We start from the raw sequence: 20,841 nt of genomic DNA on the forward strand, positions 1-20,841 counted from the left end.
TCTTGAAAAGTTGACAGTATCCTTTGATGCTGTCATTAACATTGCAAGGCGCGCCTTTTCGATGACAAGAGACCGACCTCGACAGATGAGTAAGACCCCCCGGGCCCCCTTCATCCGCGCACTCGAACCTCGTCTGCTGTACGACGGGGCCGCGGCCGGCACCGCAATGGATACGGCCACCGACCAGGCTTATGCCGGGCACCAGGACGCAGCGCCGTCCGACCACGGTCAGGCCCATGACGCCAGCCAGGCGGCTAAGGGCGTCAATGTGTCGCAGTCGCCGATCGTCAAGGCACTCGAGGCCAGTCGCACGGCGCGCGACGATGCCGACGGCCGCAGCGCGGTATTCATCGATTCCGAGGCCGCGCGCGACGCACAGGATACGGTCCGGGCGCTCGAGAACCGGGCAGATGTCGACGTCTATCTCATCGACCGTTCGCAGGGCAGCATGGCCGATGTGGCCGACCAGCTTGCCCAGCACGCGCCCTATGACACGGTAGCGGTAGTGGCTCGCGGCGATGGCAGCGATCTGTCGCTCGGCGCAAGCCGTTTCGACGCCCAGGGCGAGCATGGGATCACGCCCGTCATCGAAGCCCAGGGCGAGGGTCATGTCCTGTTGTTCGACGAATCCGGCCTGCAGTCCGAGGCGCGCGATGCGCTCGTGGAATCGCACTGGGCTCATCCCGACGCGCCGGACGGCATCGACATCGAACTGAATGCACCCGGTGAGCCGAGCCGTGCCGATGTGGACGCCATCAACGCCGACGTAGCGTTGCGCGCCGGCTCGAGCGTGGTCTTCGTGGACAGCAACGTGCACGACTACCAGGGTCTGATCGACACGCTGGACGCCGACCAGACCACCGTGGTGGTCATCGACGGCGCGCGCGACGGCGTGACCCAGATGGCCGACTATCTGCACGGCCGGCACGACGTATCGGCCGTGCACGTGCTATCGCACGGCGGCGACGGCCAGTTCAGCCTCGGCTCGGCGAGCGTCGACGCCGAGTCGATCGAGGGCCGTTATGCCGACGCGTTCGCTGCCATCGGCTCAGCCATGACCGCCGATGGCGATCTGCTGATCTACGGCTGCGACTTCACCGGTAGCGAGGCCGGCACCGAGGTGGCACGTCAGCTGGCCGAGGCCACCGGCGCGGATGTGGCCGGCTCGGTCGACGACACCGGCGCCGCGGATCTCGGCGGCGACTGGAATCTGGAAACCCATATCGGCGATATCGAGACCCATGCGCTCGACGCCGCGGCGTGGGGCGGCCGCCTGGCGGATCCGATCAGCCTGGATTTTTCCGGCAACGCCACGCTGGTCAGCGGCACGGCCAACAGCGTCGGCGCGGTCTATCGGTTCACCAACGTCGCCACGGGCGTCGATGCGCTGGTCACCATCGACCAGATTTCCAATGCCACGCTGGTCACCTTCGACGATAACAGCGCGAATGGCATCGCCAAGGCCTTCTCGCCGACCGTATCCGGCGGGTCGGCCAGTGCCTTCGTGCAATTTTCCTTCCGATTCGTCGACAGCGGCACCAATAACGCGCGCGTGGTCAGCTTCAATGCCAACGCGCTGGACGTGGACTCCACGACCGAGAGCATTCAGTTCCAGCGTGCCAGCAACTACACGACCGAGCGAAATACGGTCGTCAGCCTGACGGTCGACGCGCAGAACAATCTCGATATCCGCGGCAACGGTCCGGGCGTGGCGCCGACCTCGCGAGGCGATACGCGCTATATCGTCTCGGCCGGTTATCGCGACACGACGTCGTTCACCTACCGCGCCGGCGTCAACGGCGGAGAGCGGTTCACCTCGTTGCTGTTCGAGAACTTCGAGACCGGTACCCCGAACGCGAACACGATCCGCTACGCCGACCCGGTCACCGTGCAGCTGCCGGTCGCCCAGGACGATCGTGTCGCCACGAATCAGAACACGCCCGTCACCTTCAATCCGCAGGCCAACGACAGCGCCGGCGCCGGAAACGCGACCGTTACCCAGGTCAACGGTACCGCCATCACCGCCGGCGGGTCGGCGGTCGCCCTGGCCAACGGCAGCGTGCGCCTGACCGCGGCCGGGGATTTCGTCTATACCCCGAATACCGGCTTCGACGGCACCGAATCGTTCAATTACACGATTCGCGACAGCGCCGGGCGTATCTCCACGGCTACGGTGACCACGCTCATCGATAACGACCGCGACGGCGTGGCCAACAACATCGATATCGACGACGACAACGACGGCATCCGCGACGTCGACGAGGGCTACGCCCCGGTTGCCCAGACCGGTACCTGGACAGTCCAGGGCACCAGCGCGGTCATGAATCTCGGCAATGGCGTGGTGATTCGTGCCACAGGCATCGGCACCGATGCATTCAGCCAGGACAGCTTCAACGCGAACGGCAACGGTTTCTGGAGCGGAGACCAGTCCGGCGATGCCAGCCTGGCGACGTTGTTCGACAACAACGACACCATCACGTTCTCGTTCGAAGACACTAGCGGTAACGCCATCCAGGTCCGCAACCCGATCCTGCACATGGATCGGATCGGCGGCCGATCCGGTCTTGGAGTCCAGACCTCACAAACGTTCACGCTGCTCAATGGCCTGACCTGGTCGCAGTTGGCGGGCACGAACGACTTCGGCGCCACATCGACCAGCGTGAAGGATAGCGGCGACGGCACGGCCGCGGCCAATGGGTGGGTCGCCAGTTCGACCCGGGAGGACGCAACCGGCACCGCCGCGGGTTCGCTGCGTGTCAACGGTCTTGTCAGTTCGTTCACCATTCGTTCGACCGGCGCGGCGGCCGATGGCGTGGGGTTCATCCTTGAAGCCCAGCCGCAGGCGCGCGACACCGACGGCGACGGCAAGCCCGACTATCTGGATATCGACTCCGACAACGACGGCATCACCGATAACGTCGAAGCCCAGACCACCGCCGGTTACAAGGCGCCGTCGGGCCGCGGCGGCACGTCGGCATTCATCGATGCCAATGGCGACGGCCTGGACGACAACTACGACCCCGGCGCCCTCGGCGCGGCGGGCGGCATCGGCCTGACGCCGGTGGATACCGACAGCGACGGCATCGCCGACTATCGCGATACCGACAGCGACAACGACGGCATGCTGGACATCGCCGAAGCCGGCAACCCGACCACCACGCTCACCGGCGCCGACAGCGACGGCGACGGGCTGGACAACGCCTTCGATACGGTCAGCGGCTACGACGTCAACGACGACGAAATCGCCGGCGATGCCGGCGGTGCGGCCGGCGCCTATACGCGCTTCACGCTGCCCGACAGCGATCAGGACACCAACGCCAACGAAGCGGTGCCCAACCGGACCGGCAACGATGCCGTCGCGCGTGCCGCGGATCTCGATTTCCGTGACAACCAGCGCCCGAATGCGGCCGCGGACACGGCCACCACCAACGAAGACACCACGCTGGATCGCAACGCGGCCAACGGCCTGCTCGCCAACGACACGCGCTCGAACAACCAGGCGCTGTCGGTACGCAGCTTCACGGTCAACGGCCAGACGTTCACGGTGGACGCCACCAACGGCGGCACCGCGGCCATCGCCGGCGTCGGCGCGCTCACGATCCGTGCCGACGGCAGCTACACCTTCGTGCCCGCCGCGAACTTCAACGGCACCGTGCCGCGTGTGACCTACACGGCGGCAGCGAGTAACGGCCAGACCACATCGACGCTCGACATCACCGTGACGCCGGTCAACGACGCGCCCGTCAACGGCGTGCCCGGCGCCCAGACCGTGGCCGAGGACGCCACGCTCACGTTCTCGGCGGCCAACGGCAATGCCCTGTCGGTTAATGATGTCGACAACGACGTGCTGACCGTCACCCTGAGCGCCACCAACGGCGCGATCAGCCTGTCGCGGACCACGGGTCTGACGTTCACCAACGGCGACGGGACGGCCGACGCCGCGATGACGTTTTCCGGCAGCGTGGCGAACATCAACGCCGCATTGGCCGGCACCACGTTCGTGCCGAGCGCCGACTACAACGGCAGCGCCCAGCTCACGCTGACCAGCAACGACGGCGCGGCAAGCGATACCGACACCGTGGCGATCAACGTCACGCCAGTCACCGATATCGCGGCCGATACGGCCACGACCAACGAAGACAGCCCGGTCACGATCAACGTCCTGGCCAACGACAGCTTCGAAGGCAACAACCCGCAGATCACGGCTATCAACGGCACGTCCATCACCGCCGGCAACAGCGTGGCCGTGACCAACGGCGTCGTGCGTCTGAACGCCGACAAGACGCTGACGTTCACCCCGAACGCCAACTACAACGGCGCGGCGGGCTTCAATTACACGGTCAGCTCGGGCGGTGTGACCGAAACCGCGGCCGTCACCGTGACCGTCAATCCGGTCAACGATGCGCCGGTGAACACGGTCCCCGGCACGCAGACGGTGGCCGAGGACGCCACGCTCACGTTCTCGGCGGCCAACGGCAATGTCTTATCGGTGACCGACGTCGACGGCGACAGCCAGACCGTGACGCTGAGCGTGACCAACGGCGTGTTCAATCTATCGCGCACGACCGGCCTGACGTTCACCAGCGGCGACGGCAGCGCCGATGCCAGCATGACCTTCCGGGGCAGTCTGGCGAATATCAACGCCGCGCTGGCCGGCGCGACGTTCGTGCCGAGCGCCGACTACAACGGCAGCGCCCAGCTCACGAGTGCGTCCGATACCGACACCGTGGCGATCAACGTCACCCCGGTCGCCGATATCGTCGCCGACACGGCCACGACCAACGAGGACACGCCGGTCACGATCGACGCGCTGGCGAACGACAGCTTCGAAGGTGCCAATCCGACCATCACGGCCATCAACGGCACGGCGATCACCGTCGGCGGCGGTGCGGTGGCGGTGACCAACGGGTCCGTGCGGCTGCTCGCCAACGGCCAGCTGCAGTTCAGCCCGGCGGCCAACTTCAACGGCAACGCCAGCTTCAACTACACGGTGGCCTCCGGCGGCGTTACGGAAACGGCTGCTGTCGAGGTATTGGTCAACGCGGTCGACGATGCGCCGCAAAACAACCTGCCGCCCAGTCAGGTGGTGCCGGAAGACAGCGTGATCACCTTTGCGCAGGCCAACGGCAACCCGATCACCGTTCAGGATATCGACAGCGATACGGTCACGGTCAGCCTGACGGCGAGCCAGGGGCTGGTCACGCTCAGCCGCACCACCGGCCTGAGTTTCGCCGCCGGCGACGGCGTTGCCGACGCGGCCATGACCTTCACCGGCAGCCTGGCCAACGTCAACGCAGCGCTTGAAGGCGCCCAGCTCGCGCCGTCTCCGGGCGATTATATCGGCAACGCCAGCCTCACCGTCCGCAGCAACAGCGGCGGCGCGCAGGGCCCGAGCGATATCGATACGCTGCAGATCAGTTATACGCACGTGGCCGACATCGTCGACGACCGCGCGACCACGGCCGAGGACACGTCCGCGATCATCGACGTGCTGGCCAACGACAGCTTCGAGAATCCGAACGCGTCCGTCAGCGCGATCAACGGCACGGCGATCACCGCCGGCGGCAGCGCAGTGACGGTGTCCAACGGCAGCGTACGTCTGCTCGCCGACGGACGGCTGCAGTTCACGCCGACACAGAACTTCAACGGCGATACGAGCTTCAATTACACGGTGGCCACGGCCAACAACACCGAAACGGCCACGGTGACGGTCGCCGTGACGCCGGTCAACGATGCGCCGGTCGTCACCGCGCCGTTGCCGGATCGCAGCGGCCAGGACGGCGATACGATCACCATCGCCACCGCCGGCGCGTTCAGCGACGTCGACGGCGATACGCTGACCTATAGCGCGGCCGGGCTGCCCGCCGGCCTGTCGATCGACGCCAATACCGGCCAGATCACCGGCAATCTGCCGTCCGATGCCTCGGTACTGGGCCCGTACGAGGTCGTGGTGACCGCGCGGGATGGCAACGGTGGCGTGGTCAGCGATACGTTTTCGATTACCAGCCGGAACGTCGCGCCGACCGCCGGTGCCGACACGGCCACGACCGGCGAGAACACGGCCTCCGTCGGCAACGTGCTGGCCAACGACATCGACGGCGGCAACGACCGCGACACGCTGACCGTCGGTCAGGTCGAGGGCGCGGCGGGCAACGTCGGACAGCCGGTCGCCGGCAGCAGCGGCGGTACGTTCACGGTGGCCGCGGACGGCAGCTACACCTTCGATCCGGGTACCGATTTCGACGATCTCGCCGCTGACGAATCACGCACCTCGCAGATCAGCTACACGGTCAGCGACGGCCAGGGCGGGCGCGACACCACCACGCTCACCGTCACCGTGGTGGGCGCGAACGATGCGCCCATCGTCGCCACACCGCTGGACAACCAGGCCAGCAGCGACGGCGACACGGTTTCGCTGGCGACCGCGGGCAGCTTTCTTGATGTCGACGGTAACGATACGCTGACCTATTCGGCGGCGAACCTGCCGCCCGGCCTGTCGATCGATGCGGCGACCGGCCAGATCAGCGGCCGACTCAGCCCCGATGCTTCGCAGGGCGCGCCCTATCGCGTGAGCGTTGTTGCCACCGATGGCGCCGGCAAACAGGCCGAGTCGATCTTCACCTGGGCGGTCGCCAACCCCGCGCCGGTGGCCGGCACCGACAGCGCCACGACGACCGAGAACGCCATCACCACCGGCAACGTGCTGGCTAACGATGTCGACGGCGGCGACGATACCGATACGCTCACCGTCAACCATGTCAACGGCGATCCGGCCGCTGTCGGGCTGGCGACCGCCGGCGATGCCGGTGGTGCATTCACGATCGCCGGCGACGGCAGCTACGTGTTCGACCCCGGCACCGACTTCGATTATCTCGCGGCCGGCGAGACCGCCACCACCCGCGTGATCTACCAGGTCAGCGACGGCCAGGGCGGCACCGATACCAGCGTGCTTACACTGACGGTCACCGGAACCAACGATGTGCCGGTGGCGCAACCGGTGCCGGATCAGGCCGGCAGCGATGGCCAGAGCGTCAATCTGCCGACGGCCGGTTATTTCAGCGACGCCGACGTCAACGACACGCCGAGCTTTGATGCCACCGGTCTGCCGCCCGGGCTGTCCATCGACCCGGCCACGGGCGTGATCACCGGCCAGTTCGCCGCTGATGCCTCGCAGCGCGGCGACAACGGGCGTTATACCGTCACCGTATCGATCGACGACGGCCAGGGCGGCACGGCAAGCACGAGCTTCGACTGGACCATTGTCAATCTGCCGGTCAACGGTGTCGACGATGCCGCGACCACCACCGAAGATACGGCCGTGAGCCGCGATGCCGCGACCGGGGTACTCGCCAACGACCTCGATCCGGATAACGACCCGCTCACCGTGACTTCGGTGAACAATACGGCCGCCAACGTGGGCGGCGATGTCGTCGGCAGCAACGGCGGCACGTTTAATCTGAACGCCGACGGCTCGTACGACTTCGACCCGGGCGCGGATTTCCAGTATCTGTCCGCGGGCGAGAGCGCGACGACGTCGGTGATCTATCAAGTCAGCGACGGACAGGGCGGGCTCGACACGGCGCGCCTGACCGTCACCGTGACCGGCATCAACGACGCGCCGCAGGTGGACAGCCCGTTGCAGGATCTTGCCAACGGCGACGGCGAGACCGTATCCGTACCCACTGCCGGTGCGTTCACCGATGTCGACGCCAACGACAACCTGAGCTTTTCCGTCGACCAGCTGCCGCCGGGCCTGACGCTCGATCCTGCAACGGGCGTGATATCGGGTACGCTCTCCGCGGATGCCTCGCAGGGCGGGGCCGACGGCGTGTATACGATCACCGTCACCGCGGACGACGGCAACGGTGGTACGGCGACGAGCACGTTCGACTGGGCGGTGACCAACCGGCCGCCGATCGCCAACGACGACGGCGCCGCGACCACCGAAAACGCGGCCGCGATCAGCGGCAACGTGATTGCCAACGACACCGACGGCGGCGCCGACAGCGATACGCTGACCGTCGCGCAGGTGAATGCCGCGGCCGGCAACGTCAGCGCAGCGGTCGGCGGCAGCAACGGCGGTGTGTTCATCGTCAACGCCGACGGCAGCTACAGCTTCAGCGGCAACGGCGATTTCGACCGTCTCGCCGAAGGCCAGACGGCAACGACCTCGGTGACCTATCAGGTCAGCGACGGTCAGGGCGGCACTGACACCGCCACGCTCACCGTCACCGTCACCGGCACCAACGACGCCCCGATCGTGCGCACGCCGCTGGGCGATCTCGCCGCCAACGACGGCGACAGCGTATCCGTGCCGACCGCCGGTGCCTTCCGCGACCCGGATACCAACGATACGCTCACCTACAGTGCGACCGGCCTGCCGCCCGGGCTGAGCCTGAACACGCAGACCGGCGTCATCTCGGGCATCATCGACCGATCGGCGTCCCAGAACGCTGGCGGCCAGTACAACGTCGTCGTCACCGCCAGCGATGGCCGCGGCGGCAGCGTCAGCGACACGTTCGCCTGGAACATCGCCAACCGCCGTCCCGTGGCGGGCGACGATACCGCCAGCACCGGCGAGAACACGCCGGCCAGCGGTAACGTGCTCGGCAACGATCGCGACGGGGCCAACGATACCGATCCGCTCGTGGTCGATCAGGTGGACGGTCGGGCCGGCGGTGTCGGCAACGCGGTAGCCGGCGGCAACGGTGGTGCGTTCACGATCAACGCCGACGGCAGCTACACCTTCGAGCCCGGCACCGATTTCGACGATCTCGGCGACGGTGAAACGCGCATGACGTCGGTGACTTATCAGGTCAGCGACGGCCAGGGCGGTACCGACACGGCGCGCCTTGTCGTCACCGTCACGGGCACCAACGATGCGCCCGTGGTCGTGGGCGGCGGGCTGGCCGACCTGAGCAGCAACAATTCGGAAGTCGTTTCGGTGCCGACCGTGGGCGCCTTCAACGATGTCGATGCCAACGATACGCTGACCTACAGCGCCACGGGTCTGCCCGAGGGGCTGACCATCGATCCGGCGACCGGCATCATCAGCGGCATGGTCGACCCGAACGCCGCGGGTGGCGGGCCGAACAACGACGGCGTGTATACGGTGACCGTCACCGCCAGCGACGGCACCGCTCAGGTGCAGAGTCGCTTCGACTGGACGATCAACAACCAGCCGGTCGTGGCCACCGACGATATCAACCAGACCGGCGAGAACCAGCCGCTGGCAGTCGATGCCGCCAACGGCGTGACCGCCAACGATATCGACGCCGACGGCGGCGGTATCGAGGTGATCGGCGTGGCGGGCGCCATGGCGAATGTCGGCAACGAGATCGCCGGTGGCAATGGTGGCGTGTTCGTCATCAACGAAGACGGCAGCTACAGCTTCGACCCGGGTGCCGACTTCGATTATCTGTCGGCCGGCGACCAGGCCAGCACCTCGGTGACCTACCAGATCGCCGACGAACAGGGCGCTTCGGATACCGCGCGCCTGACCGTGACCGTGACCGGCGCCAACGATGCGCCCACCGTGGTGCGCGCGCTGCAGCCGCTGGCCAGCGGTGACGGCGATACCGTGACCGTGCCCACGGCCGGCAGCTTCGTCGACGTCGACCGCAACGACACGCTGACCTTCAGTGCGAGCAACCTGCCGCCCGGGTTGTCCGTCGACTCCGCGACCGGGGTGATCAGCGGGCGTATCGATGCTGCCGCTTCCGCCGGCGGCCCCGACGGCGATGGCCGCTACAGCGTGGTCGTGAGTGTGAACGACGGCACTGCCAGCGTGGACACGGCCTTCACCTGGACGGTGACCAACCGGGTACCGGTCGCGGTCAACGACACCGCGGCCGTGACTGTGGGCGACACCGCCAGCGGTAACGTCATCGCCGGTGCGGCCGACGGTACGGGCGCCGATCGCGACGGCGGCAACGATACCGATCCCCTGACCGTGTCGAGCGTCAACGGCTTGGCCGTCGACATTGGTACGGCCACCGCCGGCGACAACGGCGGGACGTTCACGATCGCCGCCGACGGCAGCTACGTATTCGATCCGGGCACGGGCTTCGACGGACTCGCCGCCGGCGAGCAGGCGACCACCAGCGTCGTCTACCAGATCAGCGACGGCCAGGGCGGCACCGACGAGGCCCGACTGACCGTCACCGTCACCGGCGTCAACGACCCGCCGACGGTGGTCGGCGACGGGCTGGTCGACCAGTCCAACAACGACGGCGAGGCCGTGTCCATTCCCACGGCCGCGGCGTTCGACGACGTGGACGACAACGACACGCTCACTTTCAGCGCGGACGACGGCGCGGGCGGCAGTACGCTGCCGCCGGGCCTGTCGATCGATGCCGCGACCGGCCGCATCACCGGCTCGCTCACCGCCGACGCCTCCCAGGGCGGGCCGAACGCCGATGGCGTGTATACGGTCACCATCACCGCCACCGACGCGGCGGGCACGGCCGTCAGCACCGCATTCACCTGGTCGGTGGCCAACGTCGCGCCGAACGCGGTCGACGATAGTGCGGCGGTAACCGAAAACCAGTCGGCCAGTGGCAACGTGCTCGTCGGGCCCGGCGCGGATCGCGACGGCGGCCCCGATACCGATCCGCTGACCGTCGTCGATGTCGACGGCAGCGCCGTGGCACCCGGCCAGCCGGCCACGGTCCCCGGCGATCTGGGCGGTACGTTCACGCTCGATGCCGACGGCGACTATACGTTCGCGCCCGGCACCGACTTCGACGGCCTGGCGGCCGGCGAGACCGCGGTCACCGGCGTGACCTACCGGATCAGCGACGGTCAAGGCGGTTTCGACAGCGCGCGCCTGACGGTCACCGTCACCGGCACCAACGATGCCCCGACGGTCGACAGCCCGCTGCCGGACCTCGCGGCCAACGACGGCGACGCCGTCAATATCGCCACCGCCGATGCCTTCGCCGACCTCGACAGCAACGATGCGCTGACCTACAGCGCGACGGGTCTGCCCGACGGGGTGACCATCGACAGCGCGACCGGGCAGATCTCGGGCCGTCTGAGCCCGGACGCCTCCCAGGGTGGTGACAACGGCAGCTACAGCGTGATCGTGACCGTACGTGATTCCGCCGGAGCGACGGTCAGCGACACCTTCAGCTGGACCATCGCGAACCCCGCGCCGATCGCGGCGCTCGACACGGCGAGCACGACCGAGAACACCGCCATCGATCGTGCCGCGGCCAACGGCGTGCTGGCCAACGACACCGACGGCAACCGCGACACCGATACCCTGACCGTGTCGAGCGTTGGCGGCGCGGCCGCCAACGTCGGCCAGGGCATCACCGGATCCGGAGGCGGCCAATTCACGATCAATCCCGACGGAAGCTACCGTTTCGATCCCGGCAACGCCTTCGATGACCTGGCCGTGGGCGAAAGCCGCGAGACCGCGGTGACCTACCAGATCAGCGACGGCCAGGGCGGTACCGCGATGTCGCGGCTGGTCGTGACCGTCACCGGCGGCAACGATGCGCCCGTCGTGGTCACGCCGCTGCCCGATCTGTCCGATCGTGACGGCGATGCCGTATCGATTTCGGTGGCCGATGTCTTCAGCGATGCCGACGCGAGCGACCGACTCACCTACAGCGCGCTCGACGCCAACGACAACAACACGCTGCCGCCCGGCCTGACCCTGGATCCGGACACCGGACGGATCAGCGGCACCATCAGCGCGGATGCGTCACTCGGCGGGCCCTATACCGTGACCGTGTCCGCGACCGATCCTTCCGGCGCCCAGGTCAGCACCGTATTCACCTGGCGCGTGGCCAATCCGGCGCCGGTCGCGGCCCCCGACACCGCCGCGACCGACGAGAACACGCCGGTATCGGCCGACGCGATCGCCGGCGTGCTCGCCAACGATGTCGACGGCGGCAACGATCGCGACACGCTGACCGTCTCGCAGGTCGAGGGCAGCGATGCCAATGTCGGCGTCGCCGTGGCCGGCAGCAATGGCGGTTCGTTCACACTCCAGGCCGACGGCAGCTATACCTTCGAGCCCGGCGCGGACTTCGACGATCTGGCCGTCGACGAGACCCGTACCACCCAGATTGCCTATCAGGTCAGCGACGGACAGGGCGGTTTCGATATCAGCACCCTGACCGTCACGGTCACCGGCACCAACGATGCGCCCACGGTCGCGACACCGACGCCGGACCAGAGCGCGCGCGACGGCGACACGGTCAGCATCGACGCGGCGGCGGCGTTCGCCGATCGCGACGCTGCTGATCAGCTGACCTACAGCGCACAAGGGCTGCCGAATGGCCTGACGATCGACCCGGATACGGGCCTGATCACCGGCATGCTCGGCCCGGACGCCTCGCAAAACGGCCCGTTCAGTGTGACGGTCACCGCCGACGACGGCAACGGCGGCACGGTCAGCGATTCGTTCCAGTTGGCCGTGGCGAACGTGGCCCCTGTGGCCACCGCCGACAACGCCGAAACCGCCGAGAACGACCCGGTCACCGGCAACGCGCTGGCCAACGACACCGACGGCGGCGACGACACCGACATGCTCGTGGTGTCCCAGGTCGCCGGCGATGCCGACAGCGTGGGCCAGCCGACGGCCGGCAACAACGGCGGTCTGTTCACGGTGGCGGCGAACGGCGACTACCGTTTCGATCCCGGGACCGATTTCGACGATCTGGCCGTTGGCGAGAGCCGGACGACCACCGTCAGCTATCAGGTCAGCGACGGCCAGGGTGGCACCGCGACCGCGTCGATCACCGTGCTCGTGATGGGGGCCAACGATGCACCGACGGTGGCACAGGGTACGCCCGACCAGACCGCGCGCGACGGCGACACGCTGTCGATCGCTGCCGGTGCCGCCTTCGCCGACGCCGATGTCAGCGACACGCTCCGCTATACCGCCGATGGTCTGCCGGCCGGGCTTTCGATCGACCCCGATACCGGGCTGATCAGCGGCACGCTGGGTCCGAACGCGTCGCAGAACGGCCCGTTCTCCGTGACAGTCACTGCCGACGACGGCAACGGCGGCCTGGTGACCGATACGTTCACGATCACGGCAGCCAACGTGGTACCGGTGGCCGGCGACGATGCTGCCAGTACCACCGAACGCGACCCGGTCACCGGCAATGTGCTGGCCAACGACCGCGACGGCAGTGCCGATACCGATCTCCTGACCGTGTCCGCGGTCGGCGGCGATGCCGCCGGTGTGGGCATCTCGGTCGCCGGCAGCAACGGCGGCACGTTCACCGTCGATGCCAACGGCAACTACCGCTTTGACCCCGGCGTCGATTTCGCCGATCTCGGCAATGGCCAGACACGCGATTCCCTGGTCATCTATCAGGTCAGTGACGGCCAGGGGGGTACCGCCACGGCCACACTCACCGTGACCGTCACCGGCGGCAACGACGCGCCGGTGGTCACCGGCCCGATGCCGGACCAGACGGCACGCGACGGCGATACGGTCTCGATCGCCGCGGGCAATGCATTCTCGGACGCCGAGGGCGACGATCTGTCCTATAGCGCCGACGGCCTGCCGGCCGGTTTGTCGATCGACCCCGACACCGGCCTGATCACCGGCATGCTCGGCCCCGACGCCTCGGCCAACGGCCCGTTCGAGATCACGGTCACCGCCGATGACGGCAACGGCGGCACGGTCAGCGATACGTTCATTCTGAACGCGACCAACGTGGCGCCCGCTGCGATGGCCGACAGTGCGAGCACGAGCGAGAACACCCCGGCCACCGGCAACGTGCTGGCCAACGACGTCGACGGTGGCAACGACCGCGATACGCTGGTCGTTTCTCAGGTCGGCGGCGACGGCGCGGCCGTCGGCACGCCCGTTGCGGGGCGTAACGGCGGGGCATTTACGGTCAACGCCGACGGCAGCTACACGTTCGAACCGGGCGTCGATTTCGAGGATCTCGCTGTCGGCGAAAGCCGCAGCACGTCGGTCGATTACCAGGTCAGCGACGGCCAGGGCGGGTTCGATACCGCCACGTTGACGGTCACCGTCGACGGCCGCAACGATGCGCCGACCGTCGTCCAGGCCACGCCCGACCAGAGCGCGCGCGACGGCGATACGTTGTCGATCGCCGCGGGCGCTGCCTTTGCCGACGCCGATGCCAGCGACCGACTGGTGTTCAGTGCCACCGGTCTGCCGGACGGGCTGTCGATCGATGCCGGCACGGGCCGGATCACCGGCACGCTGGGTTCCGACGCCTCTGCCAACGGGCCGTTCAGCGTGACCGTGACCGCCGACGACGGCAACGGGGGCACGACCAGCGATACGTTCGTCATCTTGGCGACCAACGTCGCGCCCGTGGCCCGGGCCGATACCAACACCACCGAGGAGAACAGTCCGGCATTCGGGTCGGTGCTCGCCAACGATACCGACGGCGGCAACGACGGCGATACGCTGGTCGTGGCCCAGGTTGACGGCGACGCGGCCAACGTGGGCCAGGCGGTGGCCGGCGGCAACGGCGGCACGTTCACGATCAACGCCGACGGCAGCTATCTGTTCCAGCCCGGTACCGATTTCGACGATCTGGGGGCGGGGGATACCCGCACCACAACGATCGCGTATCAGGTCAGCGACGGGCAGGGCGGCACCGATACCCAGACCGTGACCGTCACGGTCACCGGTACCAATGATGCGCCTGCGGTGGTCGATCCGACGCCCGATCAGAACCTGGCCGACGGGGATGCCGTCTCGATCGCCGCGGGCGATGCCTTCATCGACGTCGAGGGCGACGCACTGGCCTTCACCGCCGATGGTCTGCCCGCCGGGCTGACCATCGATCCGGATACGGGCCGGATCACCGGCACGCTCGATGCCAACGCATCGATCAATGGCCCATTCGCGATCACCGTCACCGCGACCGACGATGACGGCGCCGCCGTCAGCCAGCGGTTCACGATCACGGCGACCAACGTGGCGCCCGTGGCCGCCGCCGACACGGCAACGACCGATGAAAACACGCCGGCGACCGGCAACGTGCTCGCCAACGACATCGACGGCGGCAACGACCGCGACGCCCTCACCGTCAGCGAGGTCGGCGGCGATGCCGCCAACGTCGGCCGACCGACGGCCGGCAGCAACGGCGGGTCGTTCACCATCGGCGCGAGCGGCGGCTACAGCTTCGACCCGGGCACCGACTTCGATGATCTGAATGCCGGCGAAAGCCGCACGACGACGATCCGCTACCAGGTCAGCGACGGCCAGGGCGGTTTCGATACCGAGACCGTGGCCGTCACGGTCACCGGGGTCAACGACGCACCGGTGGTCGCACAACCCACCGCCCCGCAGCGCGCCAGCGACGGCGACGCGGTGGCGATCGCCGCCGGCAGCGCGTTCGCCGACGCCGACAACGGCGAGCTGAGCTATACCGCGACCGGCCTGCCGGACGGCTTGACGATCGATCCCGATACGGGGCTTATCACGGGTACGCTCGGTGCGAATGCCTCGCAGGATGGCCCGTACATCATCACGGTCACGGCCGACGACGGCCAGGGCGGTACGGTCGAAAACCGCTTCACGTTGACCGCCGACAACATGGCCCCGGTGGCTGCGGCCGATTCCGCCGATGCGACCGAAAACACACCGACCACGGGCAACGTGCTGACCAACGACCGCGACGGCGGCAACGATAGCGACACGCTGACGGTGTCCCAGGTCGGCGGCGCCGGCGCCAACGTCGGGCAAGCGACGGCCGGCAGCAACGGCGGCACGTTCACGATCGCCGCCGACGGCAGCTACACGTTCGATCCCGGCGCCGACTTCGACGATCTCGGCGCGGGCCAGACCCGTACCAGCACGATCAGCTACCAGGTCAGCGACGGCCAGGGCGGTGTCGACACCCAGACCGTGACGGTCACCGTGACCGGTGCCAACGACGCGCCGACCGTAGTCCGGCCGACGCCCGACCAGACGGCAAACGATGGCGATACGGTCTCGATTGCCGCCGGGGACGCCTTTACCGACGCCGAAGGCGACACGCTCACCTATTCTGCAGCGGGTCTGCCGGCCGGCTTGTCGATCGACCCGGATACGGGTCTGATCACCGGCACGCTCGGCGCGGATGCCTCTGCCAACGGCCCGTACACCGTCACGGTCACCGCGAGCGACGGCAACGGCGGCACGGTCACCAACCAGTTCACCCTGACGCCCGCGAACGTCGCCCCGACGGCTAGCCCGGACACCGCCACCACCGGCGAGAACACGCCGGCGACCGGCAACGTGCTCGCCAACGATCGCGACGGTGGTAACGACAGCGACGATCTCACCGTCAGCCAGGTTGGTGGTAATGCGGCCAACGTCGGGCAACCGACCGCGGGCCGCAACGGCGGCACGTTCACGATCGACGCCGACGGCAGCTACACATTCGACCCGGGCGCCGACTTCGACGACCTGGGCGAAGGCCAGAGCCGTACCACCACGATCAGCTATCAGGTCAGCGATGGCCAGGGCGGCTTCGATACCGAAACCGTGACCGTGACCGTGACCGGCGCCAACGATGCGCCCATGGTCGCGCGTCCGACGCCGGATCAGACCGCACGCGACGGCGATCCAGTGTCCATCGCGGCGGGCGAAGCCTTCAGGGATCCCGAGGGCGACACGCTGACCTTCACGGCCGACAATCTGCCCGAAGGCCTGCGCATCGATGCGGATACCGGCCTGATCAGCGGCACGCTCACCGCGGCCGCCTCGGCCAACGGACCGTATACCATCAGGGTCACGGCCGACGACGGCAATGGCGGCCAGGCGACCAGCACCTTCGAACTGACGCCGGCCAACCAGCCGCCGCTGGCCGCGCCCGACCGCGTGACCACCGGCGAAAACACGCCGGCGACCGGCAACGTGCTGGCCAACGACATCGACGGCGGCAACGACAGCGATCCGCTGACCGTCTCGCAGGTCGGCGGCAACGCGGCCGCCGTCGGTACGCCCACACGGGGCAGCAATGGCGGTTCGTTCACCGTCAACGCTAACGGCAGCTACACCTTCGAACCGGGTGCGGACTTCGACGATCTGCCGGTCGGCCAGGCCCGTACCACCACGATCAGCTATCAGGTGAGCGACGGACAGGGCGGCTTCGATACCGCGACGCTCACGGTCACGGTCACGGGCGCCAACGATGCGCCGGTCGTCAGCGACACGCCGCTGGCCGATCGCGCCGGGCGCGACAGCCAGGATGTGGTTGTCGGTACGGCCGGGGGCTTTACCGACGTCGACCGCGATACGTTGACCTACAGCGCGACCAACCTGCCGCCGGGGCTGTCGATCGACCCCGATACCGGCGTGATCAGCGGTCGCCTGACGCCCAGTGCCTCACAGGGCGGCGACGGTGGTATCTACCGCGTCGTGATCACGGCCAACGATGGCCAGGGTGGCACGGTCAGCCAGGCCTTCGACTGGTCGATCAGCAACGATCCGCCGATCGCCAACGACGATCTGGCGTCGACTACGCAGGGTCGGTCGATTACGGTTTCCGCGGCCAGCGGTAACGGCGTGCTCGCCAACGACAGCGATCCGGACGGCGACGGCATCACGCTGATCGCCGTCGACGGGGCGGCCGGCAATATCGGCCGTGCGGTAGCCGGCGATAAGGGCGGCCTGTTCACGATCGGGCCCGACGGCAGTTATACCTTTGACCCGAACGGTGACTTTGCCGGCTTGCGCGAAGGCCAGAGCGCGACGACCACCGTCACCTATCGAATCGACGACGACAATGGCGGTACCGCGCTCGGTCGGCTGGTAGTCGTGGTCAACGGCGCCAACGACGCGCCCACCGTCGCCCGGCCGACCCCGGACCAGACGGCCAACGACGGCGACCGCGTGGTGATTCGGGCCGGCGAGGCGTTCGCCGACGCGGACCGCGATACGCTCACCTATACGGCCGCCGGACTGCCCCCGGGGCTGTCGATCGATCCGCGTACCGGGCTGATCACGGGCCGGCTCGGTCCGGACGCCTCCGCGAACGGCCCGTACACGGTCACCATTACCGCCAATGACGGCAACGGCGGCACGGTGACCGACCGCTTTGCGCTCACGCCCGCCAATGTCGCACCCGTGGCACGGCCGGACAGTGCCGTGACCGGCGAGAACACGCCGGCCACCGGCAACGTGCTGGCCAACGACCGCGACGGCGGCAACGATAGCGATACGTTGACGGTGACCCAGGTCGGCGGCGCCGGCGCCAACGTCGGGCAATCGACGGCCGGCAGCAACGGCGGCACGTTCACGATCGCCGCCGACGGCAGCTACACGTTCGCCCCGGGCACCGACTTCGACGATCTCGGCGCGGGCCAGACGCGTACCAGCACGATCAGCTACCGAGTCAGCGACGGCCAGGGCGGCTTCGACACCGAAACCGTCACCGTGACCGTCACCGGCACCAACGATGCGCCGACCGTGGCCCGACCCACCCCCGATCGGAGCGCCGACGACGGCGATACGCTCTCGATCGCGGCCGGCGATGCGTTCCGCGACGCCGAAGGCGACGACCTGAGCTTCACTGCGACCGGCCTGCCCGCCGGTTTGACGATCGACCCGGACACGGGTCTGATCACCGGCACGCTCGGGCCGGACGCGTCGGTGAACGGCCCGTATACGATCACCGTGACCGCCAACGACGGCAACGGCCGGACCGCGGTCGACCGTTTCACGATCGCGGCGGCCAACCGTGCGCCGGTGGCGGCCCCCGATGCAGCGACCGCCGGTGAAAACACACCGACCACGGGCAACGTGCTGGCCAACGACCGCGACGGCGGCAACGATAGCGACACGCTGACGGTGTCCCAGGTCGGCGGCGCCGGCGCCAACGTCGGGCAAGCGACGGCCGGCAGCAACGGCGGCACGTTCACGATCGCCGCCGACGGCAGTTACACCTTCGACCCGGGTGCGGACTTCGACGATCTCGGCGCGGGCCAGACCCGTACCAGCACGATCAGCTACCAGGTCAGCGACGGCCAGGGCGGTGTCGACACCCAGACCGTGACGGTCACCGTGACCGGTGCCAACGACGCGCCGACCGTAGTCCGGCCGACGCCCGACCAGACGGCAAACGATGGCGATACGGTCTCGATTGCCGCCGGGGACGCCTTTACCGACGCCGAAGGCGACACGCTCACCTATTCTGCAGCGGGTCTGCCGGCCGGCTTGTCGATCGACCCGGATACGGGTCTGATCACCGGCACGCTCGGCGCGGATGCCTCTGCCAACGGCCCGTACACCGTCACGGTCACCGCGAGCGACGGCAACGGCGGCACGGTCACCAACCAGTTCACCCTGACGCCCGCGAACGTCGCCCCGACGGCTAGCCCGGACACCGCCACCACCGGCGAGAACACGCCGGCGACCGGCAACGTGCTCGCCAACGATCGCGACGGTGGTAACGACAGCGACGATCTCACCGTCAGCCAGGTTGGTGGTAATGCGGCCAACGTCGGGCAACCGACCGCGGGCCGCAACGGCGGCACGTTCACGATCGACGCCGACGGCAGCTACACATTCGACCCGGGCGCCGACTTCGACGACCTGGGCGAAGGCCAGAGCCGTACCACCACGATCAGCTATCAGGTCAGCGATGGCCAGGGTGGCTTCGATACCCAGACCGTAACGGTCACCGTGGACGGCGCGGTTGATGCCGTCGGCACCTTACCGGACCGCGACGTGGCCTTTGGTGCCGGCTTTCGGGCCGATACCGCCAGTGCGTTCGACAACGCCGGTCTGGCCGGCCCGCTGCGCTACGGCGCGACCGGTCTGCCGCAGGGGTTGAGCATCGATCCGCAGACCGGCGTAATCAGCGGCAACCCGATCGGTATCGGCGATTTCGATATCGTCGTGACGGTGACGTCGGCCCGCGGCACTCAGCTGAGCTCGAGCTTCACACTCGGGGTCTCGCCGCCGGCGGTGTACTTCTCCGACGAGCCGGGCACGATCCCGGGCCTCGGGCAGTCGGCCGGCCAGTCGCCATCGCTGGTCACGGCACGTTTCGCCGGTCTTGCGCCGGATATCGACACGCGTCTGGCCTACGAGCCGATCGTATCGGATGGACTCCTTCGCGAGGTCGATTTCGGCTTTGGATTGCCGCGCGAATTCGAAGCGTCCGGGGTGGAGGCGGTCAATCTGCGTTTCCAGGCGACACAGACCGACGGCAGCCCGCTGCCCGGTACGCTCACCGTCAATTCGCAGACCGGCGAACTCAGCGGCCGTCTGCCGGACGGCATGAGCCAGGCGCGTCTGACGGTGATCGCGGTGGACGATAACGGCAACACGCGGACCCAGGAGGTATGGGTCGATGCCGACGGTCACATTCTGCCGTCACCGACAGCCGCTACCGCCCACGACGCGGTGCGGACCGACGCCTATCGGCGCTCCGAGTTCGTCATCCATCGCGACGGCACCGCGCGCATGGTGTCCGACGATAGTGCGGGCAATCGAATGGCGGTCCAGTCGATCACCGCACGCGCCGGTCGCTTGGCGATCGATATCGCCGATCCGCAGGCCGGCGCCGGCGCAGGCTATAGCGCCAGCCTGGCCGACGGGTCGCCGCTACCGCCCGGTCTGACCGTCGACGAGCGCACGGGCGATATACGCGGCGAATGGCCGGCGCCGCGCCAGCAGTTGAACCTGCGGGTCATCGCCGAGGGGACCGACGGCACGACCCGTGTACTCGAGATCGATATCTCGAACCCGTCGGACGCGGGGCGCAGTGCGTGGCGATCTCTCGCGGACGAAGCGGACGCGGCGCTTGCCGATATCGGCGACGGTGGGCGTGCTTCCTACGGCGCGCGCATCGCGGCCGCGTTCCGTTCGTAGTGGCTGTACAGGGCGCCGGCTAT

1 protein-coding gene is annotated in these 20,841 nt (G+C 68.1%); it reads left to right on the top strand.

Annotation, left to right across the window (positions count from 1 at the left end):
• The first annotated feature begins 85 nt into the window (after nucleotides 1–85).
• Nucleotides 86–20,818, top strand: coding sequence for an Ig-like domain-containing protein (locus tag T31B1_RS17885; protein ID WP_353250901.1), 20,733 nt, complete (start codon nucleotides 86–88; stop codon nucleotides 20,816–20,818).
• Nucleotides 20,819–20,841 lie beyond the last annotated feature (23 nt).

Source organism: Salinisphaera sp. T31B1 (genome assembly GCF_040361275.1).
Lineage (GTDB): Bacteria > Pseudomonadota > Gammaproteobacteria > Nevskiales > Salinisphaeraceae > Salinisphaera.